Annotated in this window: 17 protein-coding genes and 2 riboswitches; of the genes, 9 read left to right on the top strand and 8 right to left on the bottom strand. The window is 69.9% G+C overall.

Annotation, left to right across the window (positions count from 1 at the left end):
* Positions 1-27 precede the first annotated feature (27 nt).
* Positions 28-2,406 (top strand): glycine--tRNA ligase subunit beta, encoded by a 2,379-nt coding sequence (glyS, locus tag FMM06_RS09485; RefSeq protein WP_144236997.1) that lies wholly within the window; start codon positions 28-30, stop codon positions 2,404-2,406.
* A 131-nt stretch (positions 2,407-2,537) separates the two neighbouring features.
* Positions 2,538-5,213: a pyruvate, phosphate dikinase gene (ppdK, locus tag FMM06_RS09480; RefSeq protein WP_144236996.1), complete on the top strand. Its 2,676-nt coding sequence runs from the start codon at positions 2,538-2,540 to the stop codon at positions 5,211-5,213.
* Here the strand turns inward: ppdK and FMM06_RS17190 are convergent.
* The gene (locus FMM06_RS17190; RefSeq protein WP_144236995.1) at positions 5,203-6,429 is read right to left on the bottom strand and encodes an ice-binding family protein; all 1,227 of its coding nucleotides are present in this window, start codon (positions 6,427-6,429) and stop codon (positions 5,203-5,205) included. The genes ppdK and FMM06_RS17190 overlap by 11 nt on opposite strands.
* Positions 6,430-6,723: 294 nt before the next feature.
* Positions 6,724-7,296 carry a hypothetical protein gene (locus FMM06_RS09470; protein WP_144236994.1) on the bottom strand — a complete coding sequence of 191 codons (573 nt, stop codon included), beginning with the start codon at positions 7,294-7,296 and terminating at the stop codon, positions 6,724-6,726.
* Positions 7,297-7,404: 108 nt separating this feature from the next.
* Here FMM06_RS09470 and FMM06_RS09465 point away from each other — a divergent pair, with 108 nt between their 5' ends.
* From FMM06_RS09465 to FMM06_RS09455, 3 genes are all read left to right on the top strand, one after another.
* Positions 7,405-8,328, top strand: coding sequence for an alpha/beta fold hydrolase (locus tag FMM06_RS09465; RefSeq protein ID WP_185965119.1), 924 nt, complete (start codon positions 7,405-7,407; stop codon positions 8,326-8,328).
* A complete protein-coding gene (locus FMM06_RS09460; RefSeq protein WP_144236992.1) occupies positions 8,325-9,431 on the top strand; it encodes an NAD(P)/FAD-dependent oxidoreductase in 1,107 nt (368 codons plus the stop codon). Before FMM06_RS09465 ends, FMM06_RS09460 begins: the two co-directional genes overlap by 4 nt.
* Positions 9,432-9,670: 239 nt before the next feature.
* Complete coding sequence (locus tag FMM06_RS09455) at positions 9,671-10,339, top strand: hypothetical protein (RefSeq protein WP_144236991.1); 669 nt, start codon at positions 9,671-9,673, stop codon at positions 10,337-10,339.
* A gap of 9 nt (positions 10,340-10,348) precedes the next feature.
* Here FMM06_RS09455 and FMM06_RS09450 read toward each other — a convergent pair whose 3' ends face one another.
* From FMM06_RS09450 to ispH, 6 genes are all read right to left on the bottom strand, one after another.
* Positions 10,349-10,840, bottom strand: a complete 492-nt coding sequence (locus FMM06_RS09450; protein WP_144236990.1) for a hypothetical protein — start codon at positions 10,838-10,840, stop codon at positions 10,349-10,351.
* An 83-nt stretch (positions 10,841-10,923) separates the two neighbouring features.
* The gene (locus FMM06_RS09445) at positions 10,924-11,412 is read right to left on the bottom strand and encodes a DUF427 domain-containing protein (RefSeq protein WP_144236989.1); all 489 of its coding nucleotides are present in this window, start codon (positions 11,410-11,412) and stop codon (positions 10,924-10,926) included.
* The gene (locus tag FMM06_RS09440) at positions 11,409-11,750 is read right to left on the bottom strand and encodes a thiol-disulfide oxidoreductase DCC family protein (protein WP_144236988.1); all 342 of its coding nucleotides are present in this window, start codon (positions 11,748-11,750) and stop codon (positions 11,409-11,411) included. Before FMM06_RS09440 ends, FMM06_RS09445 begins: the two co-directional genes overlap by 4 nt.
* Positions 11,751-11,788: 38 nt before the next feature.
* Positions 11,789-12,256 (bottom strand): ribonuclease HI, encoded by a 468-nt coding sequence (gene rnhA, locus FMM06_RS09435; RefSeq protein ID WP_144236987.1) that lies wholly within the window; start codon positions 12,254-12,256, stop codon positions 11,789-11,791.
* Positions 12,246-13,208, bottom strand: coding sequence for a homoserine kinase (gene thrB / locus FMM06_RS09430; RefSeq protein WP_144236986.1), 963 nt, complete (start codon positions 13,206-13,208; stop codon positions 12,246-12,248). Before thrB ends, rnhA begins: the two co-directional genes overlap by 11 nt.
* A gap of 1 nt (position 13,209) precedes the next feature.
* Positions 13,210-14,166: a 4-hydroxy-3-methylbut-2-enyl diphosphate reductase gene (gene ispH, locus FMM06_RS09425; protein ID WP_144236985.1), complete on the bottom strand. Its 957-nt coding sequence runs from the start codon at positions 14,164-14,166 to the stop codon at positions 13,210-13,212.
* A gap of 125 nt (positions 14,167-14,291) precedes the next feature.
* Here ispH and FMM06_RS09420 point away from each other — a divergent pair, with 125 nt between their 5' ends.
* The 4 genes from FMM06_RS09420 to FMM06_RS09405 all read left to right on the top strand — a co-directional run bounded on the left by FMM06_RS09420 (position 14,292) and on the right by FMM06_RS09405 (position 17,408).
* Positions 14,292-14,915, top strand: a complete 624-nt coding sequence (locus FMM06_RS09420; RefSeq protein ID WP_144236984.1) for a hypothetical protein — start codon at positions 14,292-14,294, stop codon at positions 14,913-14,915.
* A 66-nt stretch (positions 14,916-14,981) separates the two neighbouring features.
* Positions 14,982-15,059: riboswitch (glycine riboswitch) on the top strand.
* Positions 15,060-15,070: 11 nt separating this feature from the next.
* Positions 15,071-15,160, top strand: a riboswitch (glycine riboswitch).
* Positions 15,161-15,199: 39 nt separating this feature from the next.
* On the top strand, positions 15,200-16,288 hold the full coding sequence (gene gcvT, locus FMM06_RS09415) for a glycine cleavage system aminomethyltransferase GcvT (protein WP_144236983.1): 1,089 nt from the start codon (positions 15,200-15,202) through the stop codon (positions 16,286-16,288).
* Positions 16,285-16,656 carry a glycine cleavage system protein GcvH gene (gene gcvH / locus FMM06_RS09410; RefSeq protein WP_144236982.1) on the top strand — a complete coding sequence of 124 codons (372 nt, stop codon included), beginning with the start codon at positions 16,285-16,287 and terminating at the stop codon, positions 16,654-16,656. Before gcvT ends, gcvH begins: the two co-directional genes overlap by 4 nt.
* Complete coding sequence (locus FMM06_RS09405) at positions 16,653-17,408, top strand: class I SAM-dependent methyltransferase (protein ID WP_144236981.1); 756 nt, start codon at positions 16,653-16,655, stop codon at positions 17,406-17,408. Before gcvH ends, FMM06_RS09405 begins: the two co-directional genes overlap by 4 nt.
* Positions 17,409-17,435 lie beyond the last annotated feature (27 nt).

Raw genomic sequence — 17,435 nt, 5'->3', positions numbered from 1 at the left:
GGGGTGGGGACGTGCGGGCGGTGCCCCATGCCTGACTTCCTCCTCGAACTCCTCACCGAGGAAATTCCCGCGCGCATGCAGCCGCGCGCCGCAGCCCAGCTGCGCGAGCGCTTCGAGGCCGGCATCGCGGGCAAGCTGCCCGTCGCCAGCGTCGAGACCCATGTCACCCCGCGCCGCCTGATCCTGATCGCATACGGCCTCGCGGCCGAGGGCACCGCCACTGAGGAAGAACGCCGCGGCCCCCGCGCTGACGCGCCGGCGCAGGCGATCGAGGGCTTCGTCCGCTCGACCGGCCTGCCGCGCGAGAGCCTCGAGGAGCGCGACACGCCCAAGGGCAAGTTCCTCTACGCCACCATCCGCGCCCCCGGGCGCCCCGCGGCGGACGTGCTCGCCGAGCTGATCCCGGCGATCGTCCGCGACTTCGACTGGCCCAAGTCGATGCGCTGGGGCGATGCGTCGGTGACCACCGCATCCCCGCGCTGGGTGCGCCCGCTGTCGGGCATCGTCGCGCTGCTCGATGAGACGGTCGTGCCGTTCGAGGCGGCCGGCGTGACCAGCGGCCGCACGACGCGCGGCCACCGTTTCATGCACCGCGCGCCGGTGGAGATCAGCAGCGCCGCGAGCTATGCGGGGCAACTGCGCGATGCCCATGTCGTGATCGACGCCGCCGAACGCGCGGCGATCATCGCCGAGGGTGCCCGCGCCGCCGCGACTGCCGCGGGCCTGACGTTGATCGAGGACGCCGGACTGATCGCCGAGAACGCCGGGCTGACCGAATGGCCGGTGCCGCTCCTCGGCCGCTTCGACGCGGCGTTCCTCGACGTGCCGCGCGAGGTGATCCAGCTCACCATGCGCACCAACCAGAAGTATTTCGCGTGTGCGGACGGGCAGGGCGCACTCGCCCCGGCGTTCGTCTGCGTCGCAGGGCTGGCCGCTCCGGATGGCGGCGCGGCGATCGTCGCGGGCAACGAGAAGGTGCTGGCGGCGCGCCTGTCCGACGCCAAGTTCTTCTGGGATGCCGATCTCAAGGTGCCGCTGGCGGACCGCCTGCCCAAGCTGGAGTCGATCGTCTTCCACGAGAAGCTGGGGACCGTCGCCGACAAGGTCGAGCGCGTGGCGAAGCTCGCGCGCTGGCTCGTGGAGAGCGGGGCGGTTCCACCCTCCCCAAGCCCGGTCATGCTGGCGAACGCCAGCACCCACGGTGGTGCGAACACGGACGGCGGAGCAGGCACCACAATGGGTGCTAGCGTTCGCCAGCATGACGAAGTTTCAGTGTCGCACCTCGCCGATCTCGCCGAACAGGCCGCGCGCCTGTGCAAGGCCGACCTCGTCTCCGCCACCGTCGGCGAATTCCCCGAGGTCCAAGGCATCGCCGGTCGCTACCTCGCACTTGCAGAGGGCCTCGACCCGCAGGTCGCCGACGCCATCCGCGACCACTACAAACCCGTCGGCCCCAGCGACAACGTGCCCACCGCCCCGGTCAGCGTCGCCGTCGCGCTGGCGGACAAGCTGGATACATTAGCCGCCTTCTACACTATTCTGGAGGTACCCACAGGCTCACGAGATCCATATGCTCTCCGACGTGCCGCCCTAGGAATACTTAGGATAATAGTACGGAACGGCATTCGAATTTCGCTCTTCGATGGCGCTGAAATTACATTTCAGTCAGTCGTCGAAACTCTTATCAAAAAATTTCACGGATACTTCATCGAGTTCGAACCGACGCTTACGCTTACGAGGGTAACTAGCGCAGACCAAGCGTTGGATGACTTTTCTTGGTTCTTCGAGTTACCTTTCGATAGCCCCGGTTTTCAGGAGCCACGCAGCGTCGATCATGCTGAGGCTTACGCCTTCGTACATCTGCGACCACGTACGCAGATTCTGTCACTCTTTTACGACTTCCTAGCCGACCGCCTCAAAGTTCAGCAGCGCGAAGCCGGCATCCGCCCCGACATCATCGACGCAGTCTTCGCCCTCGGCGGCGAGGACGACCTCGTCCGTCTGCTCGCTCGCGTCCGCGCATTGCAGGCGTTCATCGACACCGACGACGGCGCGAACCTGCTCGCCGGCTATCGCCGTGCCGCGAACATCCTGCGCATCGAGGAGGCCAAGGGTGAGGCCTTCGCCGCGGCGCCCGACCCGGCGCTGCTCGCCGTACCCGCCGAACGCGCACTCGCCGACGCGCTGACCACGACGCTCGCGGCCGCCACCGACGCCGTGACCCGCGAAGCCTTCGAGGAGGCGATGACCGCGCTCAGCCGCCTGCGCGCGCCGGTCGACGCATTCTTCGACGCAGTGATGGTCAACGATCCCGACGCCGCGGTGCGGGCAAATCGCCTGAACCTGCTGGCGAGTTTCCGTGCTGCGGTGCACAATGTCGCCGACTTCTCCAAGATCGAGGGCTGAACAGGTCGGCAGAATATAATCGATATAAAACAACTACTTAAGCTGCGAATGGGTGGCCCTGAGCCGAATCGCCAAAGAGCGCTCTGACCGTCAAATTCGCTTACTTGTTCATATTCGAGGGACGCCGCCCGATGCCTTCCGACAGTCCGACCAGCCACGTCTACCGCTTCGGCGGCGGGGTCGCCGATGGCGACGCGACGGCCAAGGAGGCGCTGGGCGGCAAGGGCGCCAACCTCGCCGAGATGTCGTCGATCGGCCTGCCGGTGCCGCCGGGCATCACCATCGGCACCGCGGTCTGCGCGCTCTACTACGACAATGGCGAGAGCTTCCCCGACGCGCTCAAGGCCGACGTCGCCGCGGGCATCGCGCATATCGAGGCGCACACCGGCATGGTCTTCGGCGACGCGGCGAACCCGCTGCTCGTCTCGGTGCGGTCGGGGGCGCGCGTGTCGATGCCGGGCATGATGGACACCGTGCTCAACCTCGGCCTCAACGACGCGACCGTCGTAGGGCTCGCGGAGGCGAGCAAGGACGCGCGCTTCGCGTGGGACAGCTATCGCCGCTTCATCCAGATGTACGCCGACGTCGTGCTCGGTCTCGATCACTACCTGTTCGAGGACGCGCTCGAGATCCTCAAGGAGGACCGCGGCGTCACGCTCGATACCGAGCTGTCGGCCGAGGACCTGCAGGGCCTCGTCGCGCGCTACCAGGCGATCGTGCTGCAGACGTGGGGCGACGCCTTCCCGCAGGACGTCCACGACCAGCTGTGGGGCGCGATCGGCGCGGTGTTCGGCTCGTGGCGGTCGGAGCGCGCCCGCGTCTATCGCCGCCTCAACGACATCCCAGAGAGCTGGGGCACCGCGGTCACCGTCCAGGCGATGGTCTTCGGCAACATGGGCGCGACCTCGGCGACCGGCGTCGCCTTCACCCGCGACCCCGCGACCGGCGAGCGCGTCCACTACGGCGAGTTCCTGATCAACGCGCAGGGCGAGGATGTCGTCGCCGGCATCCGCACGCCGCAATACCTGACGCGGGCCGCACGCGAGCGCGCCGGGGCCAAGGCGGCGTCGATGGAAGAGGCGATGCCCGAGGTGTTCGCCGAGCTGGCGCGCGTCTTCGACCTGCTCGAGGGTCATTACCGCGACATGCAGGACATCGAGTTCACCGTGCAGCAGGGCAAGCTGTGGATGCTGCAGACCCGGTCGGGCAAGCGCACCGCGAAGGCAGCGCTGAAAATCGCGGTCGACATGGCGGGCGAGGGGCTGATCTCGAGCGAGGAGGCGGTGCTGCGCGTCGACCCGGGCGCGCTGGACCAGCTGCTCCACCCGACCCTCGACCCGTCCGCGCCGCGCGACGTGCTGACCAAGGGGCTGCCCGCGTCGCCGGGTGCGGCGAGCGGCATTGCGGTGTTCGACAGCGATACCGCCGCGACGCGCGCCGATGCGGGCGAGGCGGTGATCCTGGTGCGCACCGAAACCAGTCCCGAGGACATCCACGGCATGCACGCCGCGAAGGGCATCCTGACCGCGAGAGGCGGCATGACGAGCCACGCCGCGGTCGTCGCGCGCGGCATGGGACGGCCGTGCGTATCGGGGGCGGGGGGCATCTCGATCGACCTCGCGGCGCGCATCATGCGGGTCGGCGGGCGCGAAATCCGCGAGGGCGACGTGCTGACCCTCGACGGGTCGACCGGCGAGGTGATGGCGGGCGCGGTACCGACTGTCGAGCCCGAGATGGCGGGCGACTTCGGCCGCCTGATGGTCTGGGCCGACGCGCACCGCCGCATGAAGGTCCGCGCCAACGCCGAGACGCCGGACGACTGCCGCACCGCACGCGGCTTCGGGGCGGAGGGGGTCGGCCTGTGCCGAACCGAGCACATGTTCTTCGACGCCGCGCGCATCACTGCGGTGCGCCGCATGATCCTGGCCGAGGACGGCACGGCGCGCGCCGCCGCACTTGCCGAGCTTCTGCCCGAGCAGCGCGCCGACTTCGCCGCGATCTTCGAGATCATGGCCGGCCTGCCGGTGACCATCCGCCTGCTCGACCCGCCGCTCCACGAGTTCCTGCCCGCGCACGAAGCCGACTTCGACGAGGTCGCGGCTGCGGTCGGCATCTCGGTCCAGGCGCTGCGCCGCCGCGTGTCGGAGCTGCACGAGTTCAACCCGATGCTCGGCCATCGCGGCTGCCGGCTGGGCATTACCTACCCCGAGATCTACGCGATGCAGGCGCGCGCCATCTTCGAGGCGGCGGTCGACGTCGCGGTGCGCACTGGCGCGACGGTGGTGCCCGAGGTCATGGTGCCGCTCGTTGCGACGCCGCGCGAGCTGGAGATCATCAAGGCGCAGATCGACGGCGTCGCTGCCGAGGTGTTCGGCGAGACCGGCCGCACGCTCGACTATCTGGTCGGCACGATGATCGAGCTGCCCCGCGCTGCCTTGCGCGCCGGGGAGATCGCGGCGGCGGCCGAGTTCTTCAGCTTCGGCACCAACGACCTGACGCAGACCGCGCTGGGCATCAGCCGGGACGACGCCGCGCGCTTCCTGCAGGTCTATGTCGAGCAGGGCATCTACGCCCGCGACCCGTTCGTGAGCATCGATGTCGAGGGCGTCGGCGAGCTGATCGCGCTCGCCGCCGAGCGGGGGCGCGCGGCGCGGCCGGAGATCAAGCTCGGCATCTGCGGCGAGCATGGCGGCGACCCGCTGAGCATCGCTTTCTGCGAGACGCTCGGCCTCGATTACGTCAGCTGCTCGCCCTACCGCGTGCCCATCGCGCGACTGGCGGCGGCGCAGGCGGCGCTCAGGCGGTAACCTGACGCATGCCCGCGCGGCGCATCGCGCGGCCGACCATCGCGAAGCCCGCCAGCAGCAGCGCCCAGGTCGACGGCTCGGGCACCGCGTTGCCGTCGGGCAGCAGGCGCGGGCTGGCCGGCGGCGACGCTGACCCTCGGTCGATGCCGCTGCACCCTTCGGCGCCGACCGTCGCCCCTGCCGCCGCTGTGACATAGGATGCGGCCGAGAAGGCACCGCCGCACGTACCGCCGACGCCGGTGACCTGGGTGTTCGCACCGATGCTGATGTAGCCGCCGCTGAGCAGCGTGCCGAGCAGCCGTGAATCGGCGCCGAGGCTGGCATAGCTGCCGGTGTTCCAGATGATGCTGTTGGCCGTCGCGCCGCCGATCAGCACGATATTGGTGTTGGCCCCGGTGGTCAGGCTGTCGGCGATGTTGAAGACCCAGACCTGACCGACACGCCCCTGGCCGTCGAGAGTGAGCGTCGTACCGGCGGTCGTCGACAGGCTGCTCGCGCTGTAGACGCCCGACAGCAGCGTCGTGTCGCTCGTCATCAGCGGGGTCAGTGCGCCCGTCGCGACCATCGCGGCAAAGCCCGTCTGCGCCGCGACGACCTGCGTCCGGATAACGCCGACGCGATCGGCGAGGGCGGCGGCGTAGGCGGCCGATTCGACCGGCGGTGACGCAAGCGCGTGCATACCGCCGACCTGGCTGCCCGCACCCTGGGTGATCGCGGCGACAGCACCGACCGTGCCGGCGACCGTCGCGTCGGCGCCGATCGTGGCTGCGGCACCAGCGCGGACACTTCCCGCGACCGCCGACGCTGCGCCGACAGTGACCGCCGCGGCGGCGTTGACGTCGCCGTTGATCGTCGCCCCGGCACCCAGCGTCGCCGCCGCACCGGTGGTCACATCGCCGTGGATGGTCGTCGCTTCACCGACGGTGACGGCACCGCCGGCGTTGACGTTGCCGCCGATCGTCACCCCGTCCGCACCGATCACCGACGCGCCGCCCGACGTGTAGTGGCCGTGCACCGAACTACCCGCCCCTGCGGTCGCGACGTCGCCGGCCATCAGGCTGCCGTACACCCGCGCCCCTGCACCGGCGGTGATCGCGGTGTTCGAAAAGACCGAAAGGCCCTGCAGGTCTGAGCCCAGCAGGATGGCGGCGGCGGACGGCACCGGCAACATGGCAAGGATGGCGAACAACGGTCCGTGAAGCCCCGAAATGGTCATGGCGATGCAGTCCCCCCGCTCGGTGGTTTCGGAAATCGACGATGACGAAGGACGGTCGACAGCATCGACCGCTCATGCAGTCCCCCAACCGCTCGAGTGGCCCGGCACCAAGTGCCGGGCTGGTCGGATCAGCTTCGACCGGCTGTGAAAGCTTCCTTAATCATTCGTTCGATATCCAATAGATAGCCGTAATGGTTATCCGATACGATCGTGGATTCTACTGTAGGCGTGCCGCTTGCCGCGGCGTCGTCGCCGCGGACGGGACATATCAAGCGATCGATCGCACGGCTCCGGTCAGAGCGCCCCGAACCGCGTCTCATACTCCGTCGTCCGCCCCTCGTGCAGGAGCCGCGCCTGTTCGACGAGCCGGTCCGTCCGGATGCGCCCGGCGAACGACCCCAGCTGCGAATCGATCACATCGGCATCCGCGCCAGACCACGCCGCGATCTGGTCGATGCGGGTGATCCCCAGCTTGGCGAGCGCTGCAGCGAAGCGGTCGCCGACGCCCTTCAGGCGGCGCACGTCGAGCGCGTCGAGGTCGCCGACCGCGCCCACCGCGGGGTCCGCCGCCATGTCGACAGGCACCTCTGCGCCGGCGGACGTACGCCGCGCCTCGAGACGCTTCAGCCGATCGACCTCGGCAGCGAGGGGGCGCAGCCGCTCGTCGAGCGAGTCGCGCTCCAGCTTCAGCGCGTCGCGCTCGCCCAGCAGCGTGTTGAAGTCGAACGACAGCGCAGCGATCCGGGCCTCGGCGTCGAGCGCGCGGCGCTTGGTGCCGCTGCGCATGATGAACCCCAGCCAGAGGCCGATCAGCAGCGCGATGACGGCGGTGACGATAAGCTGCGGCGTCAGGACGAACTCGGTCATGGTGGCTCCGGCATGATGGACTGCGCGATAACGCGCAGCCCCGGCACAACGACGCAAGCCCCCTTGGCCACGTTGTGCGGCCACCGCCGCTCGCCTATCGGCAGACGCATGCTCGCCGCCCCCGACCAGCGCCGCTGCCTGCCCGACGGGATGGGCGTCGAGATGCGCACCATGCGCGACGGCTGGGGGGTGCGCAGTGCGATGCGCGCGGGCGACGGCGCGGCGGGCTCGGTGCTGGTGCTCAACGGGCGCGGCGACTTCATGGAGAAGTACGCCGAGCTGATCCACGACCTGTCGGGCCGCGGCTACGGCGTCGCGAGCTTCGACTGGCGCGGGCAGGGCGGGTCGGGGCGGCTGCTGGGTGATGCGCGCGGCCATGCCAGCGACTTCGCGCCGTGGCTGGGCGACCTCGCCGAGCAGGTCGCGTGGTTCCGTGCGACACTGCCGCCGCCCTACTATGCGGTCGCGCATTCGATGGGCGCTCACTTGCTGCTGCGCCACCTGAGCCGTCATCCCGACTTCGCGCGCGCGGTGCTGCTGTCGCCGATGGTCGGGCTGCAGGCGGCGCCGATCGGGCCGTGGCTGGCGCGGCATGTCGCGGCGCTGGCGTGCGCGCTGGGCAACGGCGAGGCGTACGCGCCGGGCAACGGGGCGCTGGCGCGCGGCCTGCCGGGAACGCTGCGCCAGCGCCGCCTGACGCACGATCTGGGCCGCTACGCCGACGAGGGCTGGTGGCTCGAACAGCACCCCGAGTGGGCGCTCGGCGGGGTGACCAACGGCTGGCTGAACGCCGCCTTCGCCTCGATCGACGCGCTGGCGGCGCCCGGCGTGCCCGAGGGGATCGGGACCCCGCTGCTGATCCTGACCGCGGAAGGAGAGGCGCTGGTCGACAATGCCGCGACCGTCCGGCTGGCGGCGCGTCTGCCGCACGCCCGGGTGCGCGACTTCGCGGGCGCGGGGCACGAGTTGGTGCGCGAGATCGACGCCATCCGCCTGCCCGTGTTCGAGGCGATCGCGGAGTTCCTGGCATGAGGCCGCGCATTGCCATCGTCGGCGCCGGAATGGGTGGCGCGAGCCTCGCCTGGGCGCTCGGCGATACGGCGGACGTGACGCTGATCGAGGCCGAGGCGCACCCCGGCTATCACACCACCGGGCGCTCGGCGGCGTTCTGGGTGCCGAGCTATGGCGGCCCCGCAGTCCTCCCGCTGACCGCCGCGAGCCGCGACTTCTTCATGGATCCTCCCCCGGGGTTTGCGCGCCCGCTGCTGACCCCGCGTGCCGGGCTGCACCTCGCCGCCCCCGGCGACGATGCGGCGATCGGGGCGCTGGCGGCGGACTTCGACCGCGACGGCATCGACTATGCGCGGCTCGACGCCGGAGCGCTGGCTGAGCGCTTCCCGATGCTCGCCGAGGGCTGGTCGCGTGCCGGGCTTCTGGAGGGCGACTGCTGGGACATCGACGTTGCGGCGCTGCACGCTGGGTTCTTGGGCGGCGCCCGGCGGGCCGGGACGGCGCTGCTGACCGACGCGCGCGTCACCGCGCTGCACCGCGAAGGAGCGGGGTGGCGGATCGTCACGACCGCGGGCGAGGTCGCCGCCGACATCGTCGTCGATGCGGCGGGCGCCTGGGCGGACGGGCTCGCCGAACTGGCGGGGGCGCAGCCGCTGAGCCTGACCCCGCTGCGCCGCACGATGGTCGTCCTCGACGTCGATCCGGTTCCCGACCCCACGCTGCCGGTGACTTTCGACGCCGCCGGCACCTTCTACTTCAAGCCCGACGCGGGCCGCATGTGGGTCTCCCCCCACGACGAGATCCCCGACGTGCCGCGCGACGCCGCGCCAGAGGAGATGGACATCGCCGTCGCCGTCGACCGCTTCCAGTCGGCGACACGCTACCGTGTCAGGCGCGTCGAGCGCCACTGGGCCGGCCTGCGCACCTTCGCCCCCGACCGCGCGCCGGTCATCGGCTTCGACGCCGCCGTGCCGGGGTTCTTCTGGTGCGCGGGGCAGGGGGGCATCGGCATCCAGACCGCGCCTGCCTGGGGCCGGCTCGCGGCCGACCTGCTGCTCGTGCGTGAAACCCAGGTCGATGCGGCACCATACGACCCGGCGCGGCTTGCGAAGATGAATAAGTAAGCGAATTTGACGGTGCGAAGCGCTTTTGGCGCGGGACCCTTTCGCCCTTAAGATCACACGGAACGCAAGCCGGGAGCCGACGAACCCACCATCCCAAACTCGGTCGCCACCTCCCGCCCTTCCAACCAGTTTGTCTATAACCTATACGGTTCGTGATGTCAAGTGAAAGCGTCGTGCCAAGACCTAGGCGCGCGGCGCGGTCGACCTATGACGCCAACTGTGCCAGGGTTGGCAACACGATGGGAATACTCGGCTTACTGCGTTCGCTCGACGAGCTGCTCTACGAGCTGGTGTCCTGGCTGCTGTTTTTCCCGTTGACGCTGTGGCGATCGCTGTTTCGTCCGGCACGGATGATGAACCATGGCGCGGCGGCGCCCGCCCGGTCCGAAACGCAACCTTACCTCGATGGACTAAGTCCGCCGCTGTTCCTGTTCTTGGCGATGGTGGTCGCGCATGCCGCGGAGCTCATCCTCGTCGGGCCAAGCGAGATCGTCCGCAGCACGCGCGGCGTCAGCGCGCTGGTCGACAGCGACACGAGCCTCGTCATGATGCGCGCGCTGCTGTTCAGCGTCTTCCCGCTGACCATGGCGACCTGGCTGCTGGTCCGCAAAGCCATTGTTGTCGATCGCGACACGCTGCGGCCGCCATTCTTTGCGCAGTGCTATGCCGCTGCGGCATTCGCACTGTTCTTCAGCGTCGGCTGGACGATGCTTCGCACCGGCGCCGACTCCGGCGCGCTGACGGGCCTTGTCCTGATCTCCGTTTCGCTCATCTGGTATTGCATCGTGCAGATCCGCTGGTTCGCCCGCCACCTCGGCCAGTCGGTCCTCCGCAGCCTCGCCGATGCGACGGGTGCAATGGTGCTCAGTTCGGTGATCGTGTTCGTCGTGGGCTCGCTGTTTACCTGACGCCGCGGCTCAAAAGCGGCGGGCGTCACGATCCATGGCGTCGCAGCGCCCGGTGAAGTCGATGTTGAGGCCGCTCATCGTGATTGCGCCGCTGCGCCGATCGATACGCACCTTGGGGTGATTGAGACCGTTCAGCTTGTAGCTCGCCCTGATCTCGTCGGGGGTCACGCTGATGGCATCGAGACGCCACCAACCGTCGCCCTCGCCGCCATTGTTGAGGGGCGGGATGACGGTCTTGGCGAGGCGGATGCGCCCCTGACCATCGGCGATGTCGATCGACACCGCCGTCTCGAAGTTGCGCGTGGTGTTCTCGATGCCGTCGCGGCTGCGGTACCTGCCGTCGCGGCGATCCCAGTAGTAATCGTTGCTGAAACTGCTGACCTGCTTCTCGCCCGAACCGTAGCAGGCGAGGTGCAGTTCCTCGACCGGCTGGGCCGACACGGGGGCGACGACGGCGCCGAACAGCAGGGCCAGGCAGAGCAGCGGCGCGGGACGGATCACGGGCATTCCAATTGCAGACGAGTCGTTCTGGTACAATTCCGCAGCAATTGCAGCGTTTAGTCAACGGTCTCCGCCCGCCTCAGCTACCAGAAGCGCGAGCCCGGCACGCCTTTGAACGGGCCGGCGAGGTCGCTGGTGATCCAGCCGCCGTAGAAGCCGCCGGGTTGCGGCGTCACCCGCTTGCCGCCAACGGTGCACGCGTCGAACGGCGCGGCGTAGAAGGCGAGGTGGTCGCGCAGGGCTTCGAAGGCGGCGGTTGGGGCCGGGTAGCTCCACGCCACACCAGGCAGGACTTCGCCGCCGGCTACGACATCGAAGTAGACCGCGTGGCCCTTCCACTCGCAGAAGCTGGACTGCGCGGCACGCTGCAAGACGCCGGGCGTGACGCTGCCGGGCGGGAAGTAATAGGTTGGCGGGTGGCTGGTTTCGAGGGTGCGGAAGCTCGCGCTTGTCGCGGCGATCACCTGCCCGCGGTGGACGATCTCAAGTCGGCGCGGCTCGGGCTCGATCGCCGGCGGGCGCGGGAAGTCCCAGACACTGCGCTGGCCGGGGCGGACCGGATCGGGGGTCACGCGGCCAGCCGCTGCAGGCGGGGCCGGACGCGCAGGAAGGCGACATAAGCCCGTTCGAGCAGGTGCAGCGCCGGACGCCAGCGCGCCAGCAGGCCGAGCGGGCGGAGCAGCGGAATCGCCCGCCACATCGCCGCGAACGCCGCTGCGCCGTCGAGCAGCACGCCGTCCTCGCGCGCGTGGAAGCGCGCCAGGAGCGCCGCGCGGTCGATCGGACACGCCGCGTCGCTCGCGCCGGCATCGACGAACTGTATGCGGCCAGCGCGGTCGAGGCGGCGCATCAGCGCGATTTCACGCGTGCACAGCGGACACCCGCCGTCGAACCAGACCGTCAATGCCATGCGTGACTATACGCCGGGAGTTGCGCGACGCCGCCATGTCACGATGTCGCCGTGCCGCGCCCCCGTGCGGCGTCGATTGCGGCATTGGCCAGCGCGTCGGCGCGCTCGTTGCCCGGGTCGCCGGCGTGGCCCTTGACCCATTTCCACGTCACCTGATGGCGCGCGGTAGCGGCGAGCAGCGCCTTCCACAGCTCGACGTTCTTGACCGGCGAGCCGTCGGTGGTGCGCCAGCCCTTCTTCTGCCAGCCGTGGACCCACTTCATGATGCCGTCGCGGACGTAATTGCTGTCGGTGGTCAGCGTCACCGCGCACGGCTTGGTCAGCGCCTCGAGCGCCTTGATCGCGGCAGTCAGCTCCATGCGGTTGTTGGTGGTGTGCGCCTCGTGACCCATCAGCTCCTTTTCGGCCGCACCCATGCGCAGGATGGCGCCCCAGCCGCCGATGCCGGGGTTGCCCTTGCACGCGCCGTCGGTGTGGATCGTGACGGCGGGCAGGTCAGCGGCCAAGGATCTGCTCCGGGGTGGCGGCGCCGTACCAGTGCAGGCGGCGCGCGAAGGCGAGGGGGTCCTTGCGCGTCACCATCGCGCCCGCGGGCGTGTTGAGCCAGTCGTAGGCGCGGGTCAGCAGGAAGCGCAGGGACGCGGCGCGGCACAGCACGGGCAGGGCAGCGACCTCGGCTTCGCTCAGCGCGTGAACGCTGCGGTAGCCGTCAATCAGCGCTGCGGCGCGTCCGGGCGCGAATGCTGCGCCGTCGCCGTCGAACACCCAGGCGGCGTGGGTCACCGCGATGTCGTAGGCGCGGATGTCGGTGCAGGCGAAGTAGAAGTCGATCAGTCCGGTGACCTTGCCGCCCAGCATCAGGACATTGTCGGGGAACAGGTCGGCGTGGATCGTCGACGTGTCGAGGTGCGTTGGCCACGCCGCGTTGATGCTCGCGAGCTGGTCCGCGACCAGCGCCTCGAGACCTGGCTCGATCGCGTCGAGCCGCCCGGCGCAATCGGCGGCGAGACGCGCCCAGCCGGCGGGGCCGAGGCCGTTGGGACGCTCCCCCTCGAAGTTCGCGACCGCGGCGTGGAGGCGGCCGAGTGCCGCGCCGACCTCGCGGGTTTCGGCGTCGTTCGGCGCGGTCACCGACACGCCCTCGACGAACTGGATCAGGCACGCCGGGCGGCCGTTCAGCGTCTGCAGCGCGACACCCTCCCGGTCCTGGATCGGCCGCGGCACCGGCAGGCCGGCGTCGGCGAGGTGCGTCGTCAGAGCGAGGAAATAGGGCAGCTGCGCCGCATCGACGCGCTTTTCGTACAGCGTCAGGATGAAGCGCCCGTGCGTCGTCGCGACGAAGTAATTGGAGTTCTCGACCCCCTCGGCGATGCCCTTGAAGCTCAGCGCGGTGCCGACATCGTAGCGCGTCAGGAACGCCGCCAGCGCCGCGGCGTCGACCTGCGTGTAGACCGCCATGTTAGGCCGTCAGCGAGCGGGGCAGCTTGAACACGACGTCCTCGACCGCTGTCGTGATCTCCTCGACGCTCAGCGTGAAACGCACGGCGAGGCGGGCGAGTACCTCCTGCACCAGTACCTCGGGTGCCGAAGCGCCGGCGGTGAGGCCCAGCGTGCGAACGCCCTCGAACCAGGCCCAGTCGATGTCGGCGGCGCGCTGCACCAGATACGCCGCCCGGCCCTCGCGCTCGCCCAGTTCGCGCAGGCGCTGCGAATTCGACGAGTTGGGCGCGCCGATGACGAGCATCAGATCGCAGGCGTGCGCGATCGCCTTGACCGCGGCCTGGCGGTTCGAGGTGGCGTAGCAGATGTCCTCGCCCTTCGGCCCGACGATCGAGGGGAAGCGCCGGCGCAGTTCGGCGACGATCTCGGCGGTGTCGTCGACCGACAGGGTGGTCTGCGTCAGGAAGCCGACGTTGGCGGCGTCGGAGACGCGGACTGTGCGCGCCTCCTCCATCGTCTCGACCAGCGTGATCGTGCCGGGCGGCACCTGGCCGAAGGTGCCGATGACCTCCGGGTGGCCGGCGTGGCCGATGAACAGGATGTGCTGGTTCTGCGCGACGAGGCGCTCGGCCTGGCGGTGGACCTTCGAGACCAGCGGGCAGGTCGCGTCGAGCCAGTTGAGGCCGCGCGCCTCGGCCGCGGCGGGCACGACCTTGGGCACGCCGTGCGCCGAGAACACCACGGGGACGCCGTCGGGCACTTCGTCCAATTCCTCGACGAAGATCGCGCCCTTGGCCTTCAGCGTGTCGACGACGAAGCGATTGTGGACGATCTCGTGCCGCACATAGACCGGCGCGCCGAAGCGTTCGATGGCGCGCTCGACGATCATGATGGCGCGGTCGACGCCGGCACAAAAGCCGCGCGGGGCGGCAACGAGAACCTTGAGCGGGGGCAGCGGGAGCGCGGTGACGGACATGGGCGCGTGATAGTGCGGATTGCGGACGAGCGCCATTGCCAGATGCGCGCGAGCGCCATTGCTTGTCGCGCGCGGCATGGCGACCTATGACGGCGGCGAAGTCTCCGGCGAAAAAGGTCCGCCCCTTGTCCACGCGTCCGCTCGTCGTCCTCGGTCTCGCCGCCCTCGCGCTGGCGGGGTGTCAGAATAATCCGTTGCTGGTGAAGCGCTCGCTCTGCCCGGCGGTCGCGGTGCCCGCCTATGCCGGCGACACGACGCTGTTCGCCGCCGGCGATACCGACCGCAACGCCGCCGGGGTCGACGTCGTCGCCACGATCACCGACGTACGCGGCACCTGCACGGAGGGCACGGACTCGATCGAGACGCAGGTCAATTACGTCGTCGTCGCGCGCCGCATCGATGCGACCGCAGCACGGCAGGTGACGCTGCCGGTGTTCGCCAGCGTCGTGCAGGGCGGCAACCTGCTGGTGTCGAAGCAGCTGAGCTCGGTGACGGTCAGCTTCGCCGCCGGCCAGCAGCGTGCCGAGGTGGCAGGCGGTGCCCGCACGCGCGTCGCGCGCTCGGCGGTGCTGCTGCCGCCGGCGGTCCAGGAGCGCATCAGCCGCGAGCGCAAGCCCGGCGACCTCGACGCCGCGACCGATCCGCTGTCCGACCCCGAGGTCCGCGCCGCCGTCCGCGCCGCGAGCTTCGAGGTGCTGGTCGGCTTCCAGCTCGACGAGGCCGCACTGGCGTACAACGTCACCAAGTGACGCGTTGACTCTTACGCTGCACCGCCGCAAAACCTGAGACGTCGTCGGGGCAACCCGGCGCGCGTGCGGGAGAGAGCGGGGGCCGAGACCGTCGCCGCCGAAGGAGCAAGCCGCCCCCGGCAAACTCTCAGGCACCAGGGACCGGGCGGGCGCATCAGCGGCAATCTGGAAAGCGGACGGGCCTTCGCGGGTGCCGTCCCACCGAAGGGGCAAAGCTCTCAGGTGCAAGTGACAGACGGGGGTGCGGGCGGCGGGTTTCGTCGCGCTCTGTCACGGACTCGCGCATGGACCTCGCCCTTCCCCTCGACAGCCTGCACCGCGAACTCGGCGGCCGCATGGTGTCGTTCGCGGGCTATGCGATGCCGATCCAGTTCGAGGGCATCATCGCCGAACATAACTGGACGCGGACGCAGGCGGGCCTGTTCGACGTCAGCCACATGGGCCAGCTCGTCTTCGCCAGCGCCGACGATGTCGCGCTCGAGACCCTGCTGCCGGGCGACATCACCGGGCTGAAGGCCGGCGTGCTGCGCTATTCGATGCTGCTGAACGACAACGGCGGCATTCTCGACGACCTGATGGTGACGCGGCGCGAGGACGACCTGTACATGGTCGTCAACGGCGCGACGAAGCACGATGATATCTCCGTGTTCCGTGCCGCGGGACTGAACCCGCAGTATCGCGACGACTGGGCGCTGCTGGCGCTGCAGGGGCCGCTGGCGGTCGCGGTGCTCGAACGGCTCGCGCCGGGGGTCGGATCGCTGAGCTTCATGCGCGGCGGGGCGTTCGCGCTGCTCGGCGTGCCGGCGTGGATCAGCCGGTCGGGCTATACCGGCGAGGATGGCTTCGAGATTTCGGTACCCAACGACGCCGTCGAGCCGGTGGCGCGCGCGCTGCTGACGCACGCCGAAGTGCGCCCGATCGGGCTCGGCGCGCGCGATTCGCTGCGGCTGGAGGCGGGGCTGCCGCTCTACGGCCACGACCTGACGCCCGCGATCACGCCGGTCGAGGCGGGGCTGGCCTTCGCGATCTCGAAGCGCCGCAAGGTCGAGGGCGGCTTTCCCGGCGCCACGCACGTGCTCGATCAGCTGCTCAACGGCGCGCCGAAGTGCCGCGTCGGTCTGAAGGTCGAGGGCCGCCTGCCGGCGCGCGAGGGTGCGTCGGTGGTCGCGGCCGAGGGCGTCGTCGGCACCGTTACCAGCGGCGGCTTCGGCCCCGCGCTGGGCGCGCCGATCGCGATGGCGATGGTCGATGCCGCCCACGTCGCTGACGGCACCGCGCTCGGTATCGACGTGCGCGGCCGCATCCTCGACGCGACGGTCGTGCCGATGCCGTTTTTCCCCAAATCCTATGTCCGCGAAGGAGCCCCGCGATGACGCGCTATTTCACCAAGGAACACGAGTGGGTCGACGTCGAGGGTGACACCGGCACGTGCGGGATCACGAGTTACGCGCAGGAGATGCTCGGCGATGTCGTGTTCGTCGACCTGCCGGCGCCGGGCCGCGTGCTGACCAAGGGCGGCGATGCCGCAGTGGTCGAATCGGTCAAGGCGGCGTCCGACGTCTATGCCCCCGTCGGCGGCACGGTCATCGAGGTCAACGCCGACCTCGAGGCGGACCCTGCGCTGGTCAACACGGGCGCCGAGACCGGCGGCTGGTTCTTCAAGCTGACGCTGAGCGATGCGTCCGAACTCGACGGGCTGATGGACGAGGATGCGTACAAGGCTTTCGTGGCGACCCTGTGAGCCACGCCTGGGACCCCGCCACCTACGCCCAGCACGCGAGCTTCGTGCCCGCGCTGGGCAATGCCGTGCTCGACCTGCTCGCGCCGAAGCAGGGTGAGCGGATCCTCGATCTCGGCTGCGGCGACGGCGTGCTGACGGTCAGGCTGGTCGAGGCGGGGGCCGAGGTGGTGGGGGTCGACGCCGACGCCGCGATGATTGCGAGCGCGGTCGATAAGGGCCTCGACGCGCACGTCGGCGACGGCCGCGCGCTGGCGTTCGACGGCGAGTTCGACGCGGTGTTCTCGAACGCCGCGCTGCACTGGATGGGGGCGCCGCAGCCTGTCGTCGACGGTGTCTGGCGCGCACTCAAGCCCGGCGGGCGGTTCGTCGGCGAGTTCGGCGGCTTCGGCAACATCGCCGCGATCCGCGTCGGCATTCGCAGCGTCTTGAAGGCGCGGGGCTTCCGCGTTCCCGACGATGAGACCAGCTATTACCCGACCGCCGACGCCTATCGCGCGGTGCTCGAGGCGCAGGGTTTCGAGGTCGCCAGCTGCGACCTGATCCACCGCCCGACGCCGCTGCCGACCGGCATCAGCGCCTGGCTCCAGACCTTCCGCGGCGGCTTCATCGACTCGGCCGGCGTGCCCGCGAACCAGCGCGGCCAGGTCATCGAGGACACGCGCGCACTGCTGCGCCCGGTGCTGGCCGACGACGACGGTAGCTGGATCGCCGATTATGTCCGCCTGCGGTTCAGCGCGCGGAAGCCGTTGTGAGCCGCCGCCTTCCTTTCCCCGTCATGC

The organism is Glacieibacterium frigidum (assembly GCF_007097155.1).
GTDB classification, from domain to species: Bacteria; Pseudomonadota; Alphaproteobacteria; order Sphingomonadales; family Sphingomonadaceae; genus Glacieibacterium; species Glacieibacterium frigidum.
The sequence above is the reverse complement of the archived record's forward strand: the minus strand, read 5'-3'. Positions and strand labels throughout refer to the sequence as shown.

Excerpts from the sequence above, each read along its gene's own strand:
- thrB (WP_144236986.1), bottom strand. The coding sequence starts at position 13,208 with ATGGCGGTCTACACGCAGGTCGACGCCGCGGCGCTGGCGGCGTTCCTG.
- FMM06_RS09455 (WP_144236991.1), top strand. The coding sequence starts at position 9,671 with ATGGGAATACTCGGCTTACTGCGTTCGCTCGACGAGCTGCTCTACGAG.
- FMM06_RS09440 (WP_144236988.1), bottom strand. The coding sequence starts at position 11,750 with ATGGCATTGACGGTCTGGTTCGACGGCGGGTGTCCGCTGTGCACGCGT.
- FMM06_RS09465 (WP_185965119.1), top strand. The coding sequence starts at position 7,405 with ATGCTCGCCGCCCCCGACCAGCGCCGCTGCCTGCCCGACGGGATGGGC.
- FMM06_RS09460 (WP_144236992.1), top strand. The coding sequence starts at position 8,325 with ATGAGGCCGCGCATTGCCATCGTCGGCGCCGGAATGGGTGGCGCGAGC.
- FMM06_RS17190 (WP_144236995.1), bottom strand. The coding sequence starts at position 6,429 with ATGACCATTTCGGGGCTTCACGGACCGTTGTTCGCCATCCTTGCCATG.
- ppdK (WP_144236996.1), top strand. The coding sequence starts at position 2,538 with ATGCCTTCCGACAGTCCGACCAGCCACGTCTACCGCTTCGGCGGCGGG.
- gcvH (WP_144236982.1), top strand. The coding sequence starts at position 16,285 with ATGACGCGCTATTTCACCAAGGAACACGAGTGGGTCGACGTCGAGGGT.
- ispH (WP_144236985.1), bottom strand. The coding sequence starts at position 14,166 with ATGTCCGTCACCGCGCTCCCGCTGCCCCCGCTCAAGGTTCTCGTTGCC.
- gcvT (WP_144236983.1), top strand. The coding sequence starts at position 15,200 with ATGGACCTCGCCCTTCCCCTCGACAGCCTGCACCGCGAACTCGGCGGC.
- FMM06_RS09470 (WP_144236994.1), bottom strand. The coding sequence starts at position 7,296 with ATGACCGAGTTCGTCCTGACGCCGCAGCTTATCGTCACCGCCGTCATC.
- glyS (WP_144236997.1), top strand. The coding sequence starts at position 28 with ATGCCTGACTTCCTCCTCGAACTCCTCACCGAGGAAATTCCCGCGCGC.